The sequence below is a fragment of the Pseudomonas nitroreducens TX1 genome (genome assembly GCF_000313755.1).
Lineage (GTDB): Bacteria > Pseudomonadota > Gammaproteobacteria > Pseudomonadales > Pseudomonadaceae > Pseudomonas > Pseudomonas nitroreducens_A.
On the sequence record NZ_AMZB01000105.1, the window covers coordinates 1 to 15,825 of the forward strand.

15 protein-coding genes are annotated in these 15,825 nt (G+C 66.0%); 9 read left to right on the forward strand and 6 right to left on the reverse strand.

What is annotated here, in order from left to right; translation table 11 throughout:
* Both C167_RS35080 and dinB read left to right on the forward strand, forming a co-directional pair.
* On the forward strand, window positions 1–228 hold a 228-nt coding region (locus tag C167_RS35080; RefSeq protein ID WP_235154316.1), incomplete at its 5' end, for a hypothetical protein.
* Window positions 229–244: 16 nt separating this feature from the next.
* On the forward strand, window positions 245–1,303 hold the full coding sequence (gene dinB / locus C167_RS0111735) for a DNA polymerase IV (RefSeq protein WP_026078972.1): 1,059 nt from the start codon (window positions 245–247) through the stop codon (window positions 1,301–1,303).
* Window positions 1,304–1,317: 14 nt separating this feature from the next.
* Here dinB and C167_RS0111740 read toward each other — a convergent pair whose 3' ends face one another.
* The 4 genes from C167_RS0111740 to C167_RS0111755 all read right to left on the reverse strand — a co-directional run bounded on the left by C167_RS0111740 (window position 1,318) and on the right by C167_RS0111755 (window position 5,993).
* Complete coding sequence (locus tag C167_RS0111740; RefSeq protein ID WP_017518474.1) at window positions 1,318–1,716, reverse strand: META domain-containing protein; 399 nt, start codon at window positions 1,714–1,716, stop codon at window positions 1,318–1,320.
* On the reverse strand, window positions 1,713–2,153 hold the full coding sequence (locus tag C167_RS0111745; RefSeq protein ID WP_017518475.1) for a hypothetical protein: 441 nt from the start codon (window positions 2,151–2,153) through the stop codon (window positions 1,713–1,715). Before C167_RS0111745 ends, C167_RS0111740 begins: the two co-directional genes overlap by 4 nt.
* 62 nt (window positions 2,154–2,215) lie before the next feature.
* Window positions 2,216–3,205, reverse strand: a complete 990-nt coding sequence (locus C167_RS0111750; RefSeq protein WP_017518476.1) for a 2-hydroxyacid dehydrogenase — start codon at window positions 3,203–3,205, stop codon at window positions 2,216–2,218.
* 16 nt (window positions 3,206–3,221) lie between these two features.
* On the reverse strand, window positions 3,222–5,993 hold the full coding sequence (locus C167_RS0111755) for a response regulator (RefSeq protein WP_017518477.1): 2,772 nt from the start codon (window positions 5,991–5,993) through the stop codon (window positions 3,222–3,224).
* 127 nt (window positions 5,994–6,120) lie between these two features.
* Here C167_RS0111755 and C167_RS0111760 point away from each other — a divergent pair, with 127 nt between their 5' ends.
* The 6 genes from C167_RS0111760 to mazG all read left to right on the forward strand — a co-directional run bounded on the left by C167_RS0111760 (window position 6,121) and on the right by mazG (window position 13,740).
* Entirely contained in the window at window positions 6,121–6,831 is a 711-nt protein-coding gene (locus C167_RS0111760) for a response regulator transcription factor (RefSeq protein ID WP_017518478.1), read from the forward strand.
* Between the two features lies 1 nt (window position 6,832).
* A complete protein-coding gene (locus C167_RS0111765; protein WP_017518479.1) occupies window positions 6,833–8,179 on the forward strand; it encodes a sensor histidine kinase in 1,347 nt (448 codons plus the stop codon).
* 112 nt (window positions 8,180–8,291) lie between these two features.
* The gene (gene cysM, locus C167_RS0111770; protein ID WP_017518480.1) at window positions 8,292–9,191 is read left to right on the forward strand and encodes a cysteine synthase CysM; all 900 of its coding nucleotides are present in this window, start codon (window positions 8,292–8,294) and stop codon (window positions 9,189–9,191) included.
* Window position 9,192: 1 nt separating this feature from the next.
* Complete coding sequence (gene rlmD, locus C167_RS0111775) at window positions 9,193–10,563, forward strand: 23S rRNA (uracil(1939)-C(5))-methyltransferase RlmD (RefSeq protein WP_017518481.1); 1,371 nt, start codon at window positions 9,193–9,195, stop codon at window positions 10,561–10,563.
* Window positions 10,564–10,652: 89 nt separating this feature from the next.
* Window positions 10,653–12,914 (forward strand): GTP diphosphokinase, encoded by a 2,262-nt coding sequence (relA, locus tag C167_RS0111780; RefSeq protein ID WP_017518482.1) that lies wholly within the window; start codon window positions 10,653–10,655, stop codon window positions 12,912–12,914.
* Complete coding sequence (mazG, locus tag C167_RS0111785; RefSeq protein WP_017518483.1) at window positions 12,907–13,740, forward strand: nucleoside triphosphate pyrophosphohydrolase; 834 nt, start codon at window positions 12,907–12,909, stop codon at window positions 13,738–13,740. The genes relA and mazG overlap by 8 nt, the downstream gene beginning before the upstream one ends.
* A 154-nt stretch (window positions 13,741–13,894) precedes the next feature.
* On the opposite strand, the gene C167_RS0111790 is transcribed toward mazG, so the two are convergent.
* The gene (locus C167_RS0111790; RefSeq protein ID WP_017518484.1) at window positions 13,895–14,827 is read right to left on the reverse strand and encodes an aspartyl/asparaginyl beta-hydroxylase domain-containing protein; all 933 of its coding nucleotides are present in this window, start codon (window positions 14,825–14,827) and stop codon (window positions 13,895–13,897) included.
* A 162-nt stretch (window positions 14,828–14,989) separates the two neighbouring features.
* Here C167_RS0111790 and C167_RS0111795 point away from each other — a divergent pair, with 162 nt between their 5' ends.
* Window positions 14,990–15,529, forward strand: coding sequence for a DUF2058 domain-containing protein (locus C167_RS0111795; protein ID WP_026078973.1), 540 nt, complete (start codon window positions 14,990–14,992; stop codon window positions 15,527–15,529).
* A 6-nt stretch (window positions 15,530–15,535) separates the two neighbouring features.
* Here C167_RS0111795 and C167_RS0111800 read toward each other — a convergent pair whose 3' ends face one another.
* Window positions 15,536–15,823, reverse strand: a complete 288-nt coding sequence (locus tag C167_RS0111800; RefSeq protein WP_017518486.1) for a Rho-binding antiterminator — start codon at window positions 15,821–15,823, stop codon at window positions 15,536–15,538.
* Between the last annotated feature and the right edge of the window lie 2 nt (window positions 15,824–15,825).

A 15,825-nucleotide genomic window follows, 5' to 3' on the forward strand; every position in this document is an offset into this window, starting at 1 on the left:
AGCTACCAGACTGCTCCATCCCGCGGCAGCCATTCTACGCCGATGGGCCGGGGTGTCAATGAAAATCGGGGAAAAGTGATTTTTTATCAAATATTTAGCGTTGGTGAGGGGCGGCGGGGTGGTGATCCGGAGGCGGGATTTTCCCAGCTGTGGATAACCGAAGCGACGGTTTTTTGCATTACCATGGAGCGATTTTCCGCCGCCATTTCGGGTGGCTTCCGCTGGTGATGCAGGCACCTTCTTCGTGACTCGGCAGAGAAAGATCATCCACATCGATTGCGACTGTTTCTATGCCGCCATCGAGATGCGCGACGACCCCAGCCTCGCGGGCAAGCCGTTGGCCGTGGGTGGCTCGCCGGACAAACGCGGCGTGGTCGCGACCTGCAACTACGAGGCAAGGGCCTATGGGCTGCACTCCGCCATGGCCATGCGCACGGCGGTGAAGCTGTGCCCGGACCTCACCATCGTGCGCCCGCGCATGGATGTCTATCGAGAGACCTCGCGGGACATCCACGCCATCTTCCGCGACTACACCGATCAGATCGAGCCGCTCTCCCTGGACGAGGCCTACCTGGACGTCAGCGACAGCGAGCGCTGCGGCGGCAGCGCCACGCGCATCGCCCGGGAGATTCGCCAGCGGGTCTGGGAGACCCTGCACATTACGGTGTCCGCCGGGGTGGCGCCGAACAAGTTCATCGCCAAGATCGCCAGCGACTGGCGCAAGCCCAACGGCCTGTTCGTGGTCACGCCGGACGAGGTGGACGGCTTCGTCGCCGATCTGCCGGTAAAGAAGCTGCACGGCGTGGGCAAGGTTACCGCCGAGAAGCTGGCGCGCCTGGGCATTCGCACCTGCGCGGACCTGCGCGACTGGTCGCGTATTCAGCTGGCCAAGGAGTTCGGCAGTTTCGGCGAGCGACTGTGGGGGTTGTCGCGGGGCATCGACGAGCGTCCGGTGCAGGTGGACAGTCGCCGCCAGTCGATCAGCGTGGAGAACACCTTTGACCAGGACCTGCCGGACCTGCCGGCCTGCGAGGAGGAGCTGCCCTCATTGCTGGGTGAGCTGGAGCGGCGCATGACGCGCCTGGACACCAGTTACCGACCGGGCAAGCCGTTCATCAAGCTGAAGTTCCACGACTTCACCCAGACCACCCTGGAGCAGGCGGGCGCGGCGCGGGACCTGGAAAGCTACCGGCTGCTGCTGGGGCAAGCCTTTCAGCGTGGCAACAAGGCGGTGCGGTTGATCGGCGTGGGCGTGCGCCTGGTCGATCTGCGCGGTGCCCACGAGCAGCTCACGCTGTTCTAGCGCTTGCCGGCGGGTCAGCCTTCGGGCCACAGGCGCATGGCGCGGCCAGACACCGGCCACAGGCGCAGCTCGCCTTCTTCGGTGATATCCCAGCGCTGCACTTCGCCGAGCATCTTGAGGAACTGCTGTTCCTGCTCCATCACCAGGTCGGCGCACAGCTTGCGGGTGGCGCCGGGCTGGCTGAAGGTCAGCTGCTCGCCTTCGAGCTTGTAGCTGGCGAACCAGTGGTTGCAGCCGGCGCTGCCGTAAGCCCGGCCGTTGCCGTCCAGGGTCAGGCTGATGTGGGTGTAGTCGATCAGCGGGCGCTCGCCGACCCATTCCACGCGGTAGGTCTGCTCGGTTTGGGGTACCGGCTTGCTGGCGCAGCCGGCGAGGGCCAGCGCGGCGAAGGCGCTGGCGATCAGGGCTTTCATGCAGTCTCCTTGCTCTGGCAATCCGGGCAGAGGTGGCGATTGCCGACCTTGGCCCATCCGAGTTCGGCGATGCGCTGCTCGGCGGCGGGCTGCTGGGCAGCCTTGCCGAGGGTGGCATCGACGGCGAATTCGAAGTCCAGTGTAGCTTCGCAGCCGTCGCAATTGACCTTCCACTCGTGGATTCCCAGTTCACGGAATACCGGGCCCTTGGCCACGGCCATCCATTGCCCCGGCGGGTTGATCAGGTGGCGGACCTTTTCCACTTCCAGCGTCATGCTCAGGCTCCTGCTGCCCTTGAGGCTGACCAGCATGGTGTCGCCGGCCTTGATCGAGCCACCGACGCCGGTGACCTGGTAGCGGCCCGGAGTCAGTGCGCGGCACTCATTGAGGGTGAATTGCGGGTTGAGCAGGGTGTAGCGGAAATCGTGCTGGGCCATGGGTCCTCCGGGAAAGCGCGGCATTCTAGGGCGCGTGGCGTGCGGATGCGAGCGCCTTCTGCTCAGTTTTTCACCAGATTCACCGCTGTACCGGCTTTCCAGGCGGCGATGTTGGCCAGCGTGGTCTGGGCGATTCCGGCCAGCGCCTCGCGGGTCAGGAAGGCCTGGTGCGCCGTGATGATCACATTGGGGAAGGTCAGCAGGCGCGCCAGTACATCGTCCTGCAGCGGCTGGTCGGAGCGGTCGGCGAAGAAGATGTCGGCTTCCTCTTCGTAGACGTCCAGGCCGAGGTAGCCGAGTTGGCCGCTTTTCAGCGCCTCGATCAGCGCTGGGGTATCGACCAGTGCGCCACGGCCGGTGTTGATCAGCATGGCGCCGTGCTTCATGCGCGCAAGGCTCTGGGCGTTGATCAGGTGTTTGGTCGCCTCGTTGAGCGGGCAGTGCAGGCTGATGATGTCGGACTGCGCGAGCAACTCGTCCAGCTCGACGAAGCGGCCGCCCAGGGCCTCGATGGCGCGGTTGGGGTAAGGGTCATAGGCCAGGATGTGGCAGCCAAAGCCGCTCATGATGCGGGCGAAGACTTCGCCGATCTGCCCGCTGCCGATGATCCCGACGCTACGCCCGTGCAGATCGAAGCCGGTCAGGCCGTGCAGCGAGAAATCGCCTTCGCGGGTGCGGTTGTAGGCGCGGTGCAGGTGCCGACACAGTGCCAGGACCAGCCCTACGCCATGTTCAGCTACGGCGTGGGGCGAATAGGCCGGTACGCGCACGACGGCGAGCCCCAACGCTTGGGCGGCGGCCAGGTCGACGTGGTTGTAGCCGGCCGAGCGCAGGGCGATCAGTTTCGTACCGCCGGCCGCCAGATGTTCCAGCACCGGGCGCGACAGGTCGTCGTTGACGAAGGGGCAGACCACTTCGAAGCCCATGGCCAGGGCGACGGTGTCCTCGCGCAGCTGCGCCTGCTGGAAATGCAGCTCGAAGCCGTGGTCGCGATTGGCGGCGAGGAAGCTGTCGCGGTCGTAGGTCTGGTTGCTGAACAGGATGATGCGCATCGCTTGGATTCCGTCCTCAGTGCGTCTGGCCGGTTTCAACTTCGAGCCGGCCCTCGGTCGCTTGTGCCAGCTCGGCCATGGCCTTGTCCAGTTCGTCCAGCGCGGCTGGGGCGTCCGGTTCGTTCTGCTTGAGCAGCGTCTCGGCGCGCTGGCAGGCGGCGCGCAGCATCGGCACGCCGCAGTAACGGGTGGCGCCGTGCAGGCGGTGGATGCGTTCGAGCAGGATATTGCGGTCGTTGCGCTCACGCGCCTGGCGGATCACCTGGCGGTCCGCGGACAGCGAGGCCAGCAGCATGCCGAGCATGTCGGCGGCCAGTTCCGGCTTGCCGGCGGCAAGGCGCAGGCCTTCCTCCGGGTCCAGTACGCTGAGGCCTTCCAGGGACGATTGGGCCGGGCGTGGACGCTCATCGCGCGGCTCGCCCAATGCCAGGCCGGTCCACTTGAGGATCACCTGGACCAGTTGGCGCTCGTCGATCGGCTTGGTCAGGTAATCGTCCATGCCGCCCTGCAACAGGGCGCGCTTCTCGTTGGCCAGGGCGTGGGCGGTGAGGGCAATGATCGGCACGGGGCTGACCTCGCGTTCGCTTTCCCAGTGGCGGATCGCCTCGGTGGCCTGGCGGCCGTCCATGACCGGCATCTGCACGTCCATGAAGACCAGGTCGAAGCGCTCGCGCTGCACTGCCTCGACGGCGGCCAGTCCGCTGTCGACGGCGAGGACCTCGGCCCCCAGGTCGGTCAGCAGGGTCTTCACCAGCAGCAGGTTGGCCGGGTTGTCGTCGACGCAAAGCAGGCGCGGCGTGCGTTCCAGTACGCCGTTGACGCTCTTCTCCCGGCGGCTCGGGCGCAGGTGCAGGAGTTCATTCATGGCCTGCTGCAACTTGCGGGTGCAGGCGGGTTTGCTCTGCACCTGGGCATCGGGCAGCACATCGTTGTAATGCGCCTGCTCAATGGTCGGGCAGAGCACCAGGCTCTTGCAGCCGTGCTGTTCCAGTTCGCGGATGGACTGGCGCAGTGCCTCGGGCGGGTGGTCCGCAGCGGTCACGCCCAGCAGCGCCAGGGTGATCGGCGCCTTGTCTGCCGGCCCGTCCAGCAGGGTCTTCTGCAGCGCGGCGAGGTCGGGGAACTCGGTGACTTCCAGGCCGCAGTCTTCCAGTTGGTGGTGCAGGGCGGTACGCGTGAGTTCGTGGGGCTCGTACAACGCCACGCGCAGACCGCCGGCCAAGGCGTGGGGCAGGTCGTCGCCGTCGTCGCGGGCCTTGGGCAGGTTGAGGCTGATCCAGAATTCGGAGCCGTCGCCGGCGCTGCTTTCCACGCCGATCTCGCCGCCCATCTGTTCGATCAGGCGTTTTGAGATCACCAGCCCCAGGCCGGTGCCGCCGGCCTGGCGCGACAACGAATTGTCGGCCTGGCTGAAGGCCTGGAACAGCGCACGCAGGTCGGCGTCGGTCAGGCCGACGCCGGTGTCCTGCACGCTGATGCGCAATTGCGCGCGGTCGTCGCTTTCGTCCTCGAGCATGGCGCGCACGGCGATGCTGCCATCGTGGGTGAACTTGATGGCGTTGCTCACCAGGTTGGTCAGCACCTGCTTCAGCCGCTGCGGGTCGCCCACCAGCTGCAGCGGGGTGTCGCGGTAGATCAGGCTGACCAGCTCCAGGTGCTTCTCGTGGGCGGCGGGGGCGAGGATGGTCAGGGTGTCCTGGATCAGCTCGCGCAGGTTGAACGGGATGTTCTCCAGCACCAGCTTGCCGGCCTCGATCTTCGAGAAGTCGAGGATCTCGTTGATGATCCCGAGCAGGCTCTCGGCGGACTTGTGGATGGTGGAGAGGTAATCCTGCTGGCGGCTGGTCATCTCGCTCTTCTGCAGCAGGTTGGTGAAGCCGAGGATGCCGTTGAGCGGGGTGCGGATCTCGTGGCTCATGTTGGCGAGGAACTCGGACTTGATCCGGCTCGCCTCCAGGGCCTCCTTGCGCGCCAGGTCCAGCTCGATGTTCTGGATCTCGATGGTCTCCAGGTTCTGCCGCACGTCCTCGGTGGCCTGGTCGATGTTGTGCTGCATTTCTTCCTGGGCGCTCTGCAATGCTTCGGCCATGCGGTTGATGCCGCCGGCCAGTTCGTCCAGTTCATGGCTGCCCAACGCGGGCAGGCGGGTTTCCAGGCGACCTTCCTTGAGCTGGGCGACGCCCTGGGCGATTTGCCCCAGCGGCGCGTTGATCGCGCGGCTCATGCGCAGGGCGAGGAGGGCGGTAACGGCCAGGCCCGCGCCGATCAGCAGCAGGCTGGTGAACAGGCTGCGGTAGCCGCGCAGCAGGGTGCCGTGGTGCGACAGCTCCAGCTCGACCCAGCCCAGCAGCTTCTCGGCATCGTCGTCCGGGTCGCCGGACAGGCTGCGGTGCTTGCCCAGCACCGGCAGGAGGAAGTGGGTGGTGTCCAGGTTGCTCGCCATGCTCAGGTGCGAGCCGTCTCCACTGGGCATTGGCGTCAATATGCTGGGGCCGGCATGGACCAGCCTTTCCCGGTCCGGATTGAGGAACGTCACGGCGCGCACGTCGGGCTGGTCCAGCGCCTCGTTGGCGATGCGCTCGAGCAGCTCGTTGTTGTGGTTGGCCATGGCCGGGGCGGACAGCGGCGCCAGTTGCTCGGCGATCAGTTGGCCGCGCTCGATCAACTGGGCGTGCATGTCCGACAGCTGCACCCAGGTGAAATAGCCGCCCAGCACCAGCGCCAGCAGGCTGGTGGGCAGCAGGGTGAGCAGCAGTACCCGTCCCTTGATGCCGAGATCCTTGAACACGCGCTTCCTCCGATGCGTTTATCCCCGGCAGTGTAGCGGTTCGGACCTTCGGCGGAAGCCCTTTGCCTTGCCGGGAGCGCGTGGAATCGTGAATACTTCACGCAATTGCTAATCACTCTTATTTAATATGAATGTCATCGCTTCCTCCGGCTTGCGCCTGCTGACCATCGAGGACGACCCGACCCTGGGCGCCCATCTGGCTTCCCATTTGAGCGAACGCGGCTTCGAAGTCACCTGGTGCCAGGATGGCAACGCAGGCTTGGCCCAGGCGCGCGGCGGCGACTACGACCTGGTGCTGATGGACATCATGTTGCCCGGAACGGATGGCCTGGACATCCTCCGCACTCTGCGCCGCGAGCGCGCCGTGCCGGTGATCCTGATGTCCGCCCTGGGCGCCGAACAGGACCGCATCGCCGGTTTCTCCCAGGGTGCCGACGACTACCTGCCCAAGCCCTTCAGCCTCGCCGAGCTGAGCGTGCGCGTGGACGCGGTGCTGCGCCGTGTAGCGCTGGAGCGCGGCGGCCAGCCCCTGAACTCGGCCCCGACCGGGCTGCAGATGGACCCGCTGAAGGACGACGTCGCCCTCGATGGCCGGTGGGCCGGCCTGACCGGCACCGAGTACCGCCTGCTGGAAACTTTCCTCGGCAGCCAGGGGGAGACGCTGAGCAAGCCCTTCCTTTATCAGCACGTGCTGCACCGTCCCTTAACCGCCCACGACCGCAGCCTGGACATGCACGTCAGCCACCTGCGCCGCAAGCTGCAGGCCATCGGCTATGTGCGTCACCAATTGCACACCGTCTGGGGCAAGGGCTACGTATTCGCCGAGTCCGAGGACTGACATGCCCGGCCGCCACTCGCTGTTCTGGAAGCTCGCCGTTGCCCTCGTGGCGCTGTGCCTGTCGGTGATCTGGCTGTCGTGGAACTGGGGCAAGCAGATGGAGCGCGACAGCTACTACCTCTCCGACGCGGCGCGGCAAGTGCTCGCCGGCTATGCCGACGAGGCCCAGCAAGCCTGGCGTACCGGCGGGGCGGCAGGTGTCGATGCCTGGTTGGCGCAGATGCAGCAGCGCGAGCCGGTATGGATGGTCGCGGTGGATGCTCGCTTGCAGTCGCTCGGCACGCAGCCGCTGCCCCTGGAGGACGTGGCGCACCTGACCTTCCAGCGCGGGCTGGACTGGCCGGTGAGCTCGCGCTCGGTGAACCTTCCGTTCATCGGCATTCCCTTCCCGGACGATCCTTCGGCTGGCCGGCTGGTCGTGCAACTGCCGCAGCGCTTCCTGCCTGGCGGCCTGACCTTCCTGCGCCAGTCCCTCAGCCATGCGCTGGTGCCGGCGATCCTTGCCCTGATGCTCTGCGGGCTGATCTATCGCCGTCTGGTGCGTCCGCTCGGGCGGTTGCGCGAACACGCCAACGCCTTGCAGGCGGATAACCTCGGCTCGGTCGCCGGCCCGGAACTGATTGCCCGCCGCGACGAACTCGGGGAACTGGGGCGTGCGCTGGACCACATGGCCGAGCGCCTGCGTGGCCACGTCGACCTGCAGCGCCAGTTGCTGCGTGATCTGTCCCATGAGCTGCGTACGCCACTGAGCCGTCTGCGGGTGGCGGGCGAAAGCGCCATCGACGAGGCGGCGCTGCGCCAGCGCGTGGAACGTGAGGTGGAGGTGATGCAGCGACTGGTCGCCGATACCCTGGAGCTGGCCTGGCTGGACACCGAACGCCCGCGCGTGGAGCAGGAAGAGATCGACCTGCGCTCACTGTGGGACCTGCTGGTCGACGATGCGCGCTTCGAGGCGGGCTGGGGTTCCGAGCGCTTCCTTTATCAAGTGCCGGCGGACTGCCGAGTACGCGGTCATCTCAACGGGCTGGCGCAGGCGCTGGAAAACCTGCTGCGCAACGCCATCCGTCATTCGCCGGATAACGGCCGCATCCGCCTGAGCGGCCGGCGTGAGACCGGCGGCTGGCACCTGTGGCTGGAGGACGATGGACCGGGCGTGCCAGAAAGTGACCTGGAGCGCATCTTCCTGCCCTTTACCCGGCTTTCCGCTGCGCGCTCCGGCGGAGGATTCGGCCTGGGGCTGAGCATCGCCCGAAGCTCGCTGCGCATGCAGGGCGGCGAGCTATGGGCCGACTGCGCCGGGGCAGGGCTGCGCGTGCACCTGCGCCTGCCGGATGCGGCAGTGGCCTGAGGTGGCTGCTGGCCGCTGAACACGGCTTGTTAGGAAGTTTCGTATGGCGAGGCGTCGTTTGCCGGTATCATAGGGAGTCATCCCCTCTCGCGATCCGGAACCGAGTGCCTCCATGACCGTGCAGTACCCGACTATCGCCGATTGTGTCGGCAACACCCCGCTGGTGCGCCTGCAGCGCCTGGCCGGGGAAACCTCCAACACCCTGCTGGTGAAACTCGAGGGCAACAACCCCGCGGGTTCGGTGAAGGATCGTCCGGCGCTGTCGATGATCACCCGTGCCGAACTGCGCGGCGACATCAAGCCCGGCGACACGCTGATCGAAGCCACCTCCGGGAACACCGGCATCGCCCTGGCGATGGCGGCGGCGATCAAGGGCTACCGCATGATCCTGATCATGCCCGATAACTCCACCGCCGAGCGCAAAGCCGCCATGACTGCCTACGGCGCCGAGCTGATCCTGGTGACCCAGTCGCAGGGCATGGAAGGCGCCCGCGACCTCGCTGATCAGATGGCCCGCGAAGGCCAGGGCAAGGTACTCGACCAGTTCGCCAACGGCGACAACCCGATCGCCCACTACCATTCCACCGGCCCGGAAATCTGGCAGCAGACCGGCGGCGAGATCACCCATTTCGTCAGCTCCATGGGCACCACCGGCACCATCATGGGCGTGTCGCGCTACCTCAAGGAGCAGAACCCCAACGTGCAGATCGTCGGCCTGCAACCGATGGAAGGCTCGGCCATCCCCGGCATCCGCCGCTGGCCGCAGGAGTACCTGCCGAAGATCTTCGACGCTACCCGCGTCGACCGCGTCGTCGACATGCAGCAGAGCGAAGCCGAGGACGTGATGCGCCGCCTGGCCCGCGAAGAGGGCATCTTCTGTGGCGTGTCCTCCGGTGGCGCGGTGGCAGCCATGCTGCGCCTGTCGCGCGAACTGGAAAACGCGACCCTGGTGGCGATCATCTGCGACCGTGGCGACCGTTACCTGTCCTCGGGCGTGTTCGACTCCAACTGACATGGCCAAGCAGAGATCCGGCCTGCGCTTCCAGCCCAGCGGCGGAGCGCGCAGCCCTGCGGTACCGGTGGGCAAGAAGCAGCGCCTGGACATCGAGCGCCTGGCCCACGATGGCCGTGGCATTGCCCACGTCGAAGGGCGGACCTGGTTCGTCGACAACGCCCTGCCGGGTGAGTCGGTGGAGGCCCGCGTGCTGTCCGCTCGCGCGCAAATCGTCGACGCCCGTAGCGAACGTATCCTCACCGCCGCCGCCAATCGCCGCGCCGAGCCTTGCCCGGTGTCTGGCACCTGTGGCGGCTGCAGCCTGCAGCACCTGTCCCACGCCGATCAACTGGCGCTCAAGCAGCGCACCCTGGCCGAGCAACTGGAGCGCTTCTCCGGCCTAGTCCCGGATCAATGGGCCGCGCCGCTGGTCGGGCCGGAATTCGGCTATCGCCGCCGCGCCCGCCTCGCCGTGCGCTGGGACGTGAAGGCCAGGCGCCTGGACGTCGGCTTCCGCGCGGCCGCCAGCCAGGCCATCGTCGCCTTCGACGACTGCCTGGTGCTGGTGCCCGAGCTGCAGGTCCTCGCCCGCGAACTGCCGGAACTGCTACGAGGCTTCGCCAAGCCGCAGTGCCTCGGCCATGTCGAGCTGTTCCACGGCACTTCCAGCGCGCTGCTGCTGCGGCATATCGAACCTTTGTCCGATGGCGACCGCGCGCGACTGCTGGAATTCTGTTCGGCACGGGATGTGCAACTGTGGTTGCAGGGTGGCGGCGAACCGACGCTCTGCTGCGACGGTGTAGAAAACACCGGGAACCGCGAGCTCGGCTTCCGGCTCGAAGCCTGGAACCTGACCCTGGCTTATCGCCCTGGCGACTTCGTTCAGGTGAACGAGCCGGTGAACGAGGCCATGGTTGCCCAGGCGCTGGACTGGCTGAAGCCGGACAGCGACGAGCGCGTGCTGGACCTGTTCTGCGGCCTGGGCAACTTCGCCCTGCCGCTTGCGCGCCAGGTGCGCGAGGTGGTTGGCGTGGAAGGCGTGCAGACCATGGTCGCGCGCGCCGCCGCCAATGCATTGGCCAATGGCCTGGCCAATACCCGGTTCCATCAGGCGGACCTGACGAAACCGCTTGCCGCCGCCCCCTGGGCGGCGGAGGATTTCACCGCCGTGCTGCTCGACCCTCCGCGTGACGGAGCCTTCGAACCGGCGCGGCAGATGCGTTCACTGGGCGCGGAGCGGGTACTCTATGTGTCCTGCAACCCGGCGACCCTGGCACGTGACGCTGGCGAACTGGCCCGACAGGGTTATCGTCTCAAGCGTGCCGGCATCCTCGACATGTTCCCGCAGACGGCCCATGTCGAGGCCATGGCTTTGTTCGAGGCAGGCTAGGAAGGCTTGCGCAATCCGACCGGCTCAAGCAAGAAAGGCCGGCGCAGTGAGCGGTGTGTTGTGGCGCACCGTGGGGAAGGGTAGACACGATGGTACAGGTGAGAGCGCACCAGCCGGTCAACACCGACGGCAGCATCAATCTCGAGGCCTGGCTGGACCATGTCCAGACCCTGGTCCCGGGCCTGGATCGCAAGGTCCTGCTGGAAGCCTGCGAGTTCGCTCGCGAGGTGGAAGACAGGGCTGTCAGCACGGCTGACAACTCCTGGGCGGACGGCACTTCAAGCTTCCAGACGGGCCTGGAGATCGCCGAGATCCTGGCGGACCTCAAGCTCGACCAGGAGTCGCTGGTCGCCGCGGTGATCTACCGTGGCGTGCGCGAAGGCAAGGTCAAGCTCGAGGACGTGGCGCAGCGCTTCGGCCCTGTCGTCGCCAAGCTGATCGAAGGCGTGCTGCGCATGGCTGCGATCAGTACCAGCCTCAACCCGCGGCAGTCCCTGGTGCTCGGCACCCAGGCGCAGATCGAGAACCTGCGCAAGATGCTGGTGGCCATGGTCGACGACGTGCGCGTCGCGCTGATCAAGCTGGCAGAGCGCACCTGCGCCATCCGCGCGGTGAAGAACGGCGACGAAGAAAAGCGCATGCGCGTCGCCCGCGAGGTGTTCGACATCTACGCGCCGCTGGCCCACCGCCTGGGTATCGGTCACATCAAATGGGAACTGGAGGACCTGTCCTTCCGCTACCTGGAACCCGATCAGTACAAGCAGATCGCCAAGCTGCTGCACGAGCGCCGGCTGGATCGCGAGCAATACATCGCCACCGTCATGGGGCAGCTCAAGGAAGCCCTGGCCGCCACCGGCATCAAGGCGGACCTCTCCGGGCGCGCCAAGCACATCTATTCCATCTGGCGGAAGATGCAGCGCAAGGGCCTGGACTTCAGCCAGATCTACGACGTGCGCGCCGTGCGCGTGCTGGTGCCGGAAATGCGCGATTGCTACACCGCGCTGGGCATCGTGCACACCCTGTGGCGGCACATTCCCAAGGAATTCGACGACTACATCGCCAACCCCAAGGAGAACGGCTACCGCTCGCTGCACACTGCGGTGATCGGCCCCGAGGGCAAGGTGCTGGAAGTGCAGATCCGCACCCATGCGATGCACGAGGAAGCCGAACTGGGCGTCTGCGCGCACTGGCGCTACAAGGGCACCGACGTCAAGGCCAGCTCCAACCACTACGAAGAGAAGATTTCCTGGCTGCGCCAGGTGCTCGAGTGGCACGAGGAACTGGGCGACATCGGCGGCCTGGCCGAGCAGCTGCGGGTGGATATCGAACCCGATCGGGTCTACGTCTTCACCCCCGACGGCCACGCCATCGACCTGCCCAAGGGCTCTACGCCGCTGGACTTCGCCTACCGCGTGCATACCGAGGTCGGCCACAACTGCCGTGGCGCCAAGATCAACGGTCGCATCGTCCCGCTGAACTACAGCCTGCAGACCGGCGAGCAGGTGGAGATCATCACCGGCAAGCAGAGCGGGCCGAGCCGCGACTGGCTGAACCAGAACCTGGGCTACGTGACCACGTCGCGGGCGCGGGCGAAGATCGTCCACTGGTTCAAGCTGCAGGCGCGCGACCAGAACGTCGCCGCGGGCAAGGCCATGCTCGAACGCGAGCTGGCCCGCTTGGCGCTGCCGCCGGTGGACTTCGAAAAGCTCGCCGAGAAGGCCAACTACAAGACCGGTGAAGACCTGTTCGCCGCGCTGGGTGCCGGCGACCTGCGTCTGGCCCATGTGGTCAACTACGCGCAGCAACTGGTGGAGCCCGAGCGCGGTACCGAGCAGTTGGAACTCATCCCGCGCAAGCCGAGCAAGATCGGCCACGGCAAGCGCGGGGACATCCAGATCCAGGGCGTCGGCAACCTGCTCACGCAGATGGCCGGCTGCTGCCAGCCGCTGCCGGGCGACCCGATCGTCGGCTACATCACTCTGGGCCGTGGCGTAACCATCCACCGCCAGGACTGCGCTACTGCGCTGCAACTGGCCGGTCGCGAGCCGGAGCGGATCATCCAGGTCAGCTGGGGGCCGGTGCCGGTCAGCACCTATCCGGTGGATATCGTCATCCGCGCGTACGATCGTTCCGGCCTGCTGCGCGACGTCTCGCAGATGCTGCTCAACGAGCGCATCAACGTGCTGGCGGTGAACACCCGTTCGGACAAGGAAGACAACACCGCAATCATGCGCCTGACCATCGAGATCCCCGGTCTTGACTCGCTGGGTCGCCTGCTGGCGCGTATCTCGCAGCTGCCCAACATCATCGAGGCGCGGCGCGACCGTGGCGCGGGAGCCAAGGATGCATAAGCTCGAAGACCTGCTTTACCTGATGGCCCGGCTGCGCGACCCGCAGCATGGCTGCCCGTGGGATCTGAAGCAGAGCTACGCGACCATAGTCCCGTACACCCTCGAGGAGGCCTACGAGGTTGCCGACGCCATCGAGCGTGGCGACTTCGACCATCTGCGCGAGGAACTGGGCGACCTGCTGTTCCAGGTTGTCTACTACGCCCAGTTGGCGCGCGAAGAAGGGCGATTCGAGTTCGACGCGGTGGTCGATGGCATCACCACCAAGCTGATACGTCGTCACCCCCATGTCTTCCCCGACGGTGACCTGTATGGCGAGTCGGACCCGGCGAAGCTGGCGGAGGCGGCAGTCAAGCAGCGCTGGGAAGCGCTCAAGGCCGAGGAGCGCGCCGCCAAGGCCGCCGAGCCGGTGCAGCTGTCCCTGCTGGACGACGTGCCCCATGCGCTGCCAGCGCTGAGTCGCGCCGCCAAACTGCAGAAGCGCGCCTCTCAGGTCGGCTTCGACTGGGCCGACGCCCTGCCGGTGGTGGACAAGGTGCGCGAGGAGCTGGATGAAGTGCTTGAAGCCATGGCCGGCGGTGACACCGATGCCCAGGCGGAAGAGGTGGGCGACCTGCTGTTCGTGGTGGTCAACCTGGCGCGCAAGCTCAAGGTCGATCCGGAAACCGCCCTGCGTGCCGCCAACGCCAAGTTCGAACGGCGCTTCCGCTACATCGAGACGGCGCTGCGCGACCAAGGCCGTACCCTGGAAGACAGTAACCTGGAAGAGATGGACGAGCTGTGGGGCGTTGCCAAGCGCGATGAGAAGAATCCGCTCAGCTGTGGATAAGTTCTTGTCATGCTGAGACGTCGCCCATGAAAAAGCCTCGCAATGCGGGGCTTTTTATTGCTCTACGTAGGCGCGAGCTTGCTCGCGAACCCCTTGATGCCGGAGCTGCCGGGAAATCTGTTCGCGAGCAAGCTCGCTCCTACAGAAATATCGATCAGCCGAACAGCCAGCGCAGGATGAGCACCAGCACCGCTACCGCGAGCAGCGGCCGGCCGATGCGGTAGGCCTTGGGATAGGCGCGTTTGAACACCTTCACCTTGCTGCCCACGGCGTTGCCGAAACGGATCAGCACCGAGTAGGCCTGGTTGATTCCGCCAACGCGCTCGCCCTCGACGTTCTGCGGCGCCGTGGCGCGTCCGAGGAAGGCACTGACGCGACGGTTGATGCGGGTCAGCAGCGGCGACTTGAGCGGGCGCTCGATATCGCAGAAAAGGATCAGGCGCGATTCGTCCGTTTCGTTCTTCACCCAATGGACGAAGGTCTCGTCGAACATCACGTCCTGGCCGTCGCGCCAGGCGTAGGGCTGGCCGTCGACGAAGATGCGGCAGTCCTCGGAGTTCGGCGTGGCCAGGCCCAGGTGGTAGCGCAGCGAGCCGCCGTAGGGGTCGCGGTGCTTGTTCAGGTGGCTGCGCGGCGGCAGGCGGGTGAACATCGCCCCCTTGACGTTGGGGATGCTGCTCACCAGCTCCACGGTCTTCGGGCAGAGTTGCTGCGCCGAGGGCAGCGGGCCGTCGTACCAGGTCAGGTAGAAGCGCGTCCAGCCCTTCTTGAAGAACGAGCCGAACCCGGCTTCGTTGTTGTTCAGGGCGTCGCGGATGTAGCCCTCGTCGAACAGCTTCTCGGCTTCCTCGCGGATCATCTGCCAGTTGTCGCGCAGCTTGTCGAGCTCGGGGAAGCGCTCGCGGTCCAGGTAGGGCTTGGACGGCACGCTGGAGTTCAGGTACATCAGCGAGTTGTACGGGGCGAACCAGGCGGAGTGGTTCACCACCTGGCGCAGGAAGGGCAGCCGCACCTTGCCGCGCAGGTGCACATAGAGGATGGCGACGAGGAAAAGGGCCAGTATCGCGAGAACGATGAGCTTCAGCATGGAGGTTACGAGTCCGCTCCAGATGAGTGATTTCGAGCCAGGCACTTGCGCTGCGCTGGCACAGGCCCGAGGATTATACCCCCTGAGGATGATCCGGCCGCACCTATGCGTTGGTCTGGGATGTGTCCTGCAACATTATGGGCTGTTGGAGAGCCTCGATTCATGAGCATGTCATTGCGTGATCAGTTGCTGAAAGCCGGGCTGGTCAACGAGAAGCAGGCCAAGCAGGCCGGCAAGCAGAAGCAGAAGCAGCAGCGCCTGGAACACAAGAACCAGGTGCAGAAGGACGACAGCCAGCGTCAGGCGGCCCTGCAAGCCCAGGCCGAGAAACAGGCCCGCGACGCCGAGCTGAACCGCCAGCAGCAGGAAAAGGCCGAGAAGAAAGCCAAGACCGCTCAGATCAAGCAATTGATCGAGGGTACGCGCCTGCCCAAGCTCGAGTCCGACGATTACTACAACTTCGTCGACAACAAGAAGGTCAAGCGCATCGCGGTCAACGACCTGATCCGCGACAAGCTCAGCCGCGGCAGCCTGGCCATCGTCAGCTACGACGGCCGCTATGAGATCGTGCCGCGTGACGCCGCGCTGCGCATCCAGGAGCGCGACGAGCGCCGCATCATCGTTCTCAGCGTGCCCAGCGGTGAGCCCGACGAAGACGATCCCTACAAGGATTACGTTGTGCCCGACGACCTCATGTGGTGAGGTCGTTCAGCCAGCGGGATTCAGTTCCACCTCCACCCTGCCGAACAGCGCCTGCGCCGACAGCGGCGTGATGGCGCGCAGACGGTCCAGCCGGAGTTCCCGGCTGGCATCGTCGACCCGCACCTCCAGCGTTTCCTCCTGCACGCCATCCGAGCTTCGCCGGGTGTGCGTGGTGAAGGCCTGGGCGTCGAACGCCAGGCCGTCACGCAACTCGATACGCAGCCAGTAGCGGTACAGGCAGGCGATTTCCAGGTAATCGTGGAGATCGCAGTGCAGCGGCTGGTAGTCGCTCATGC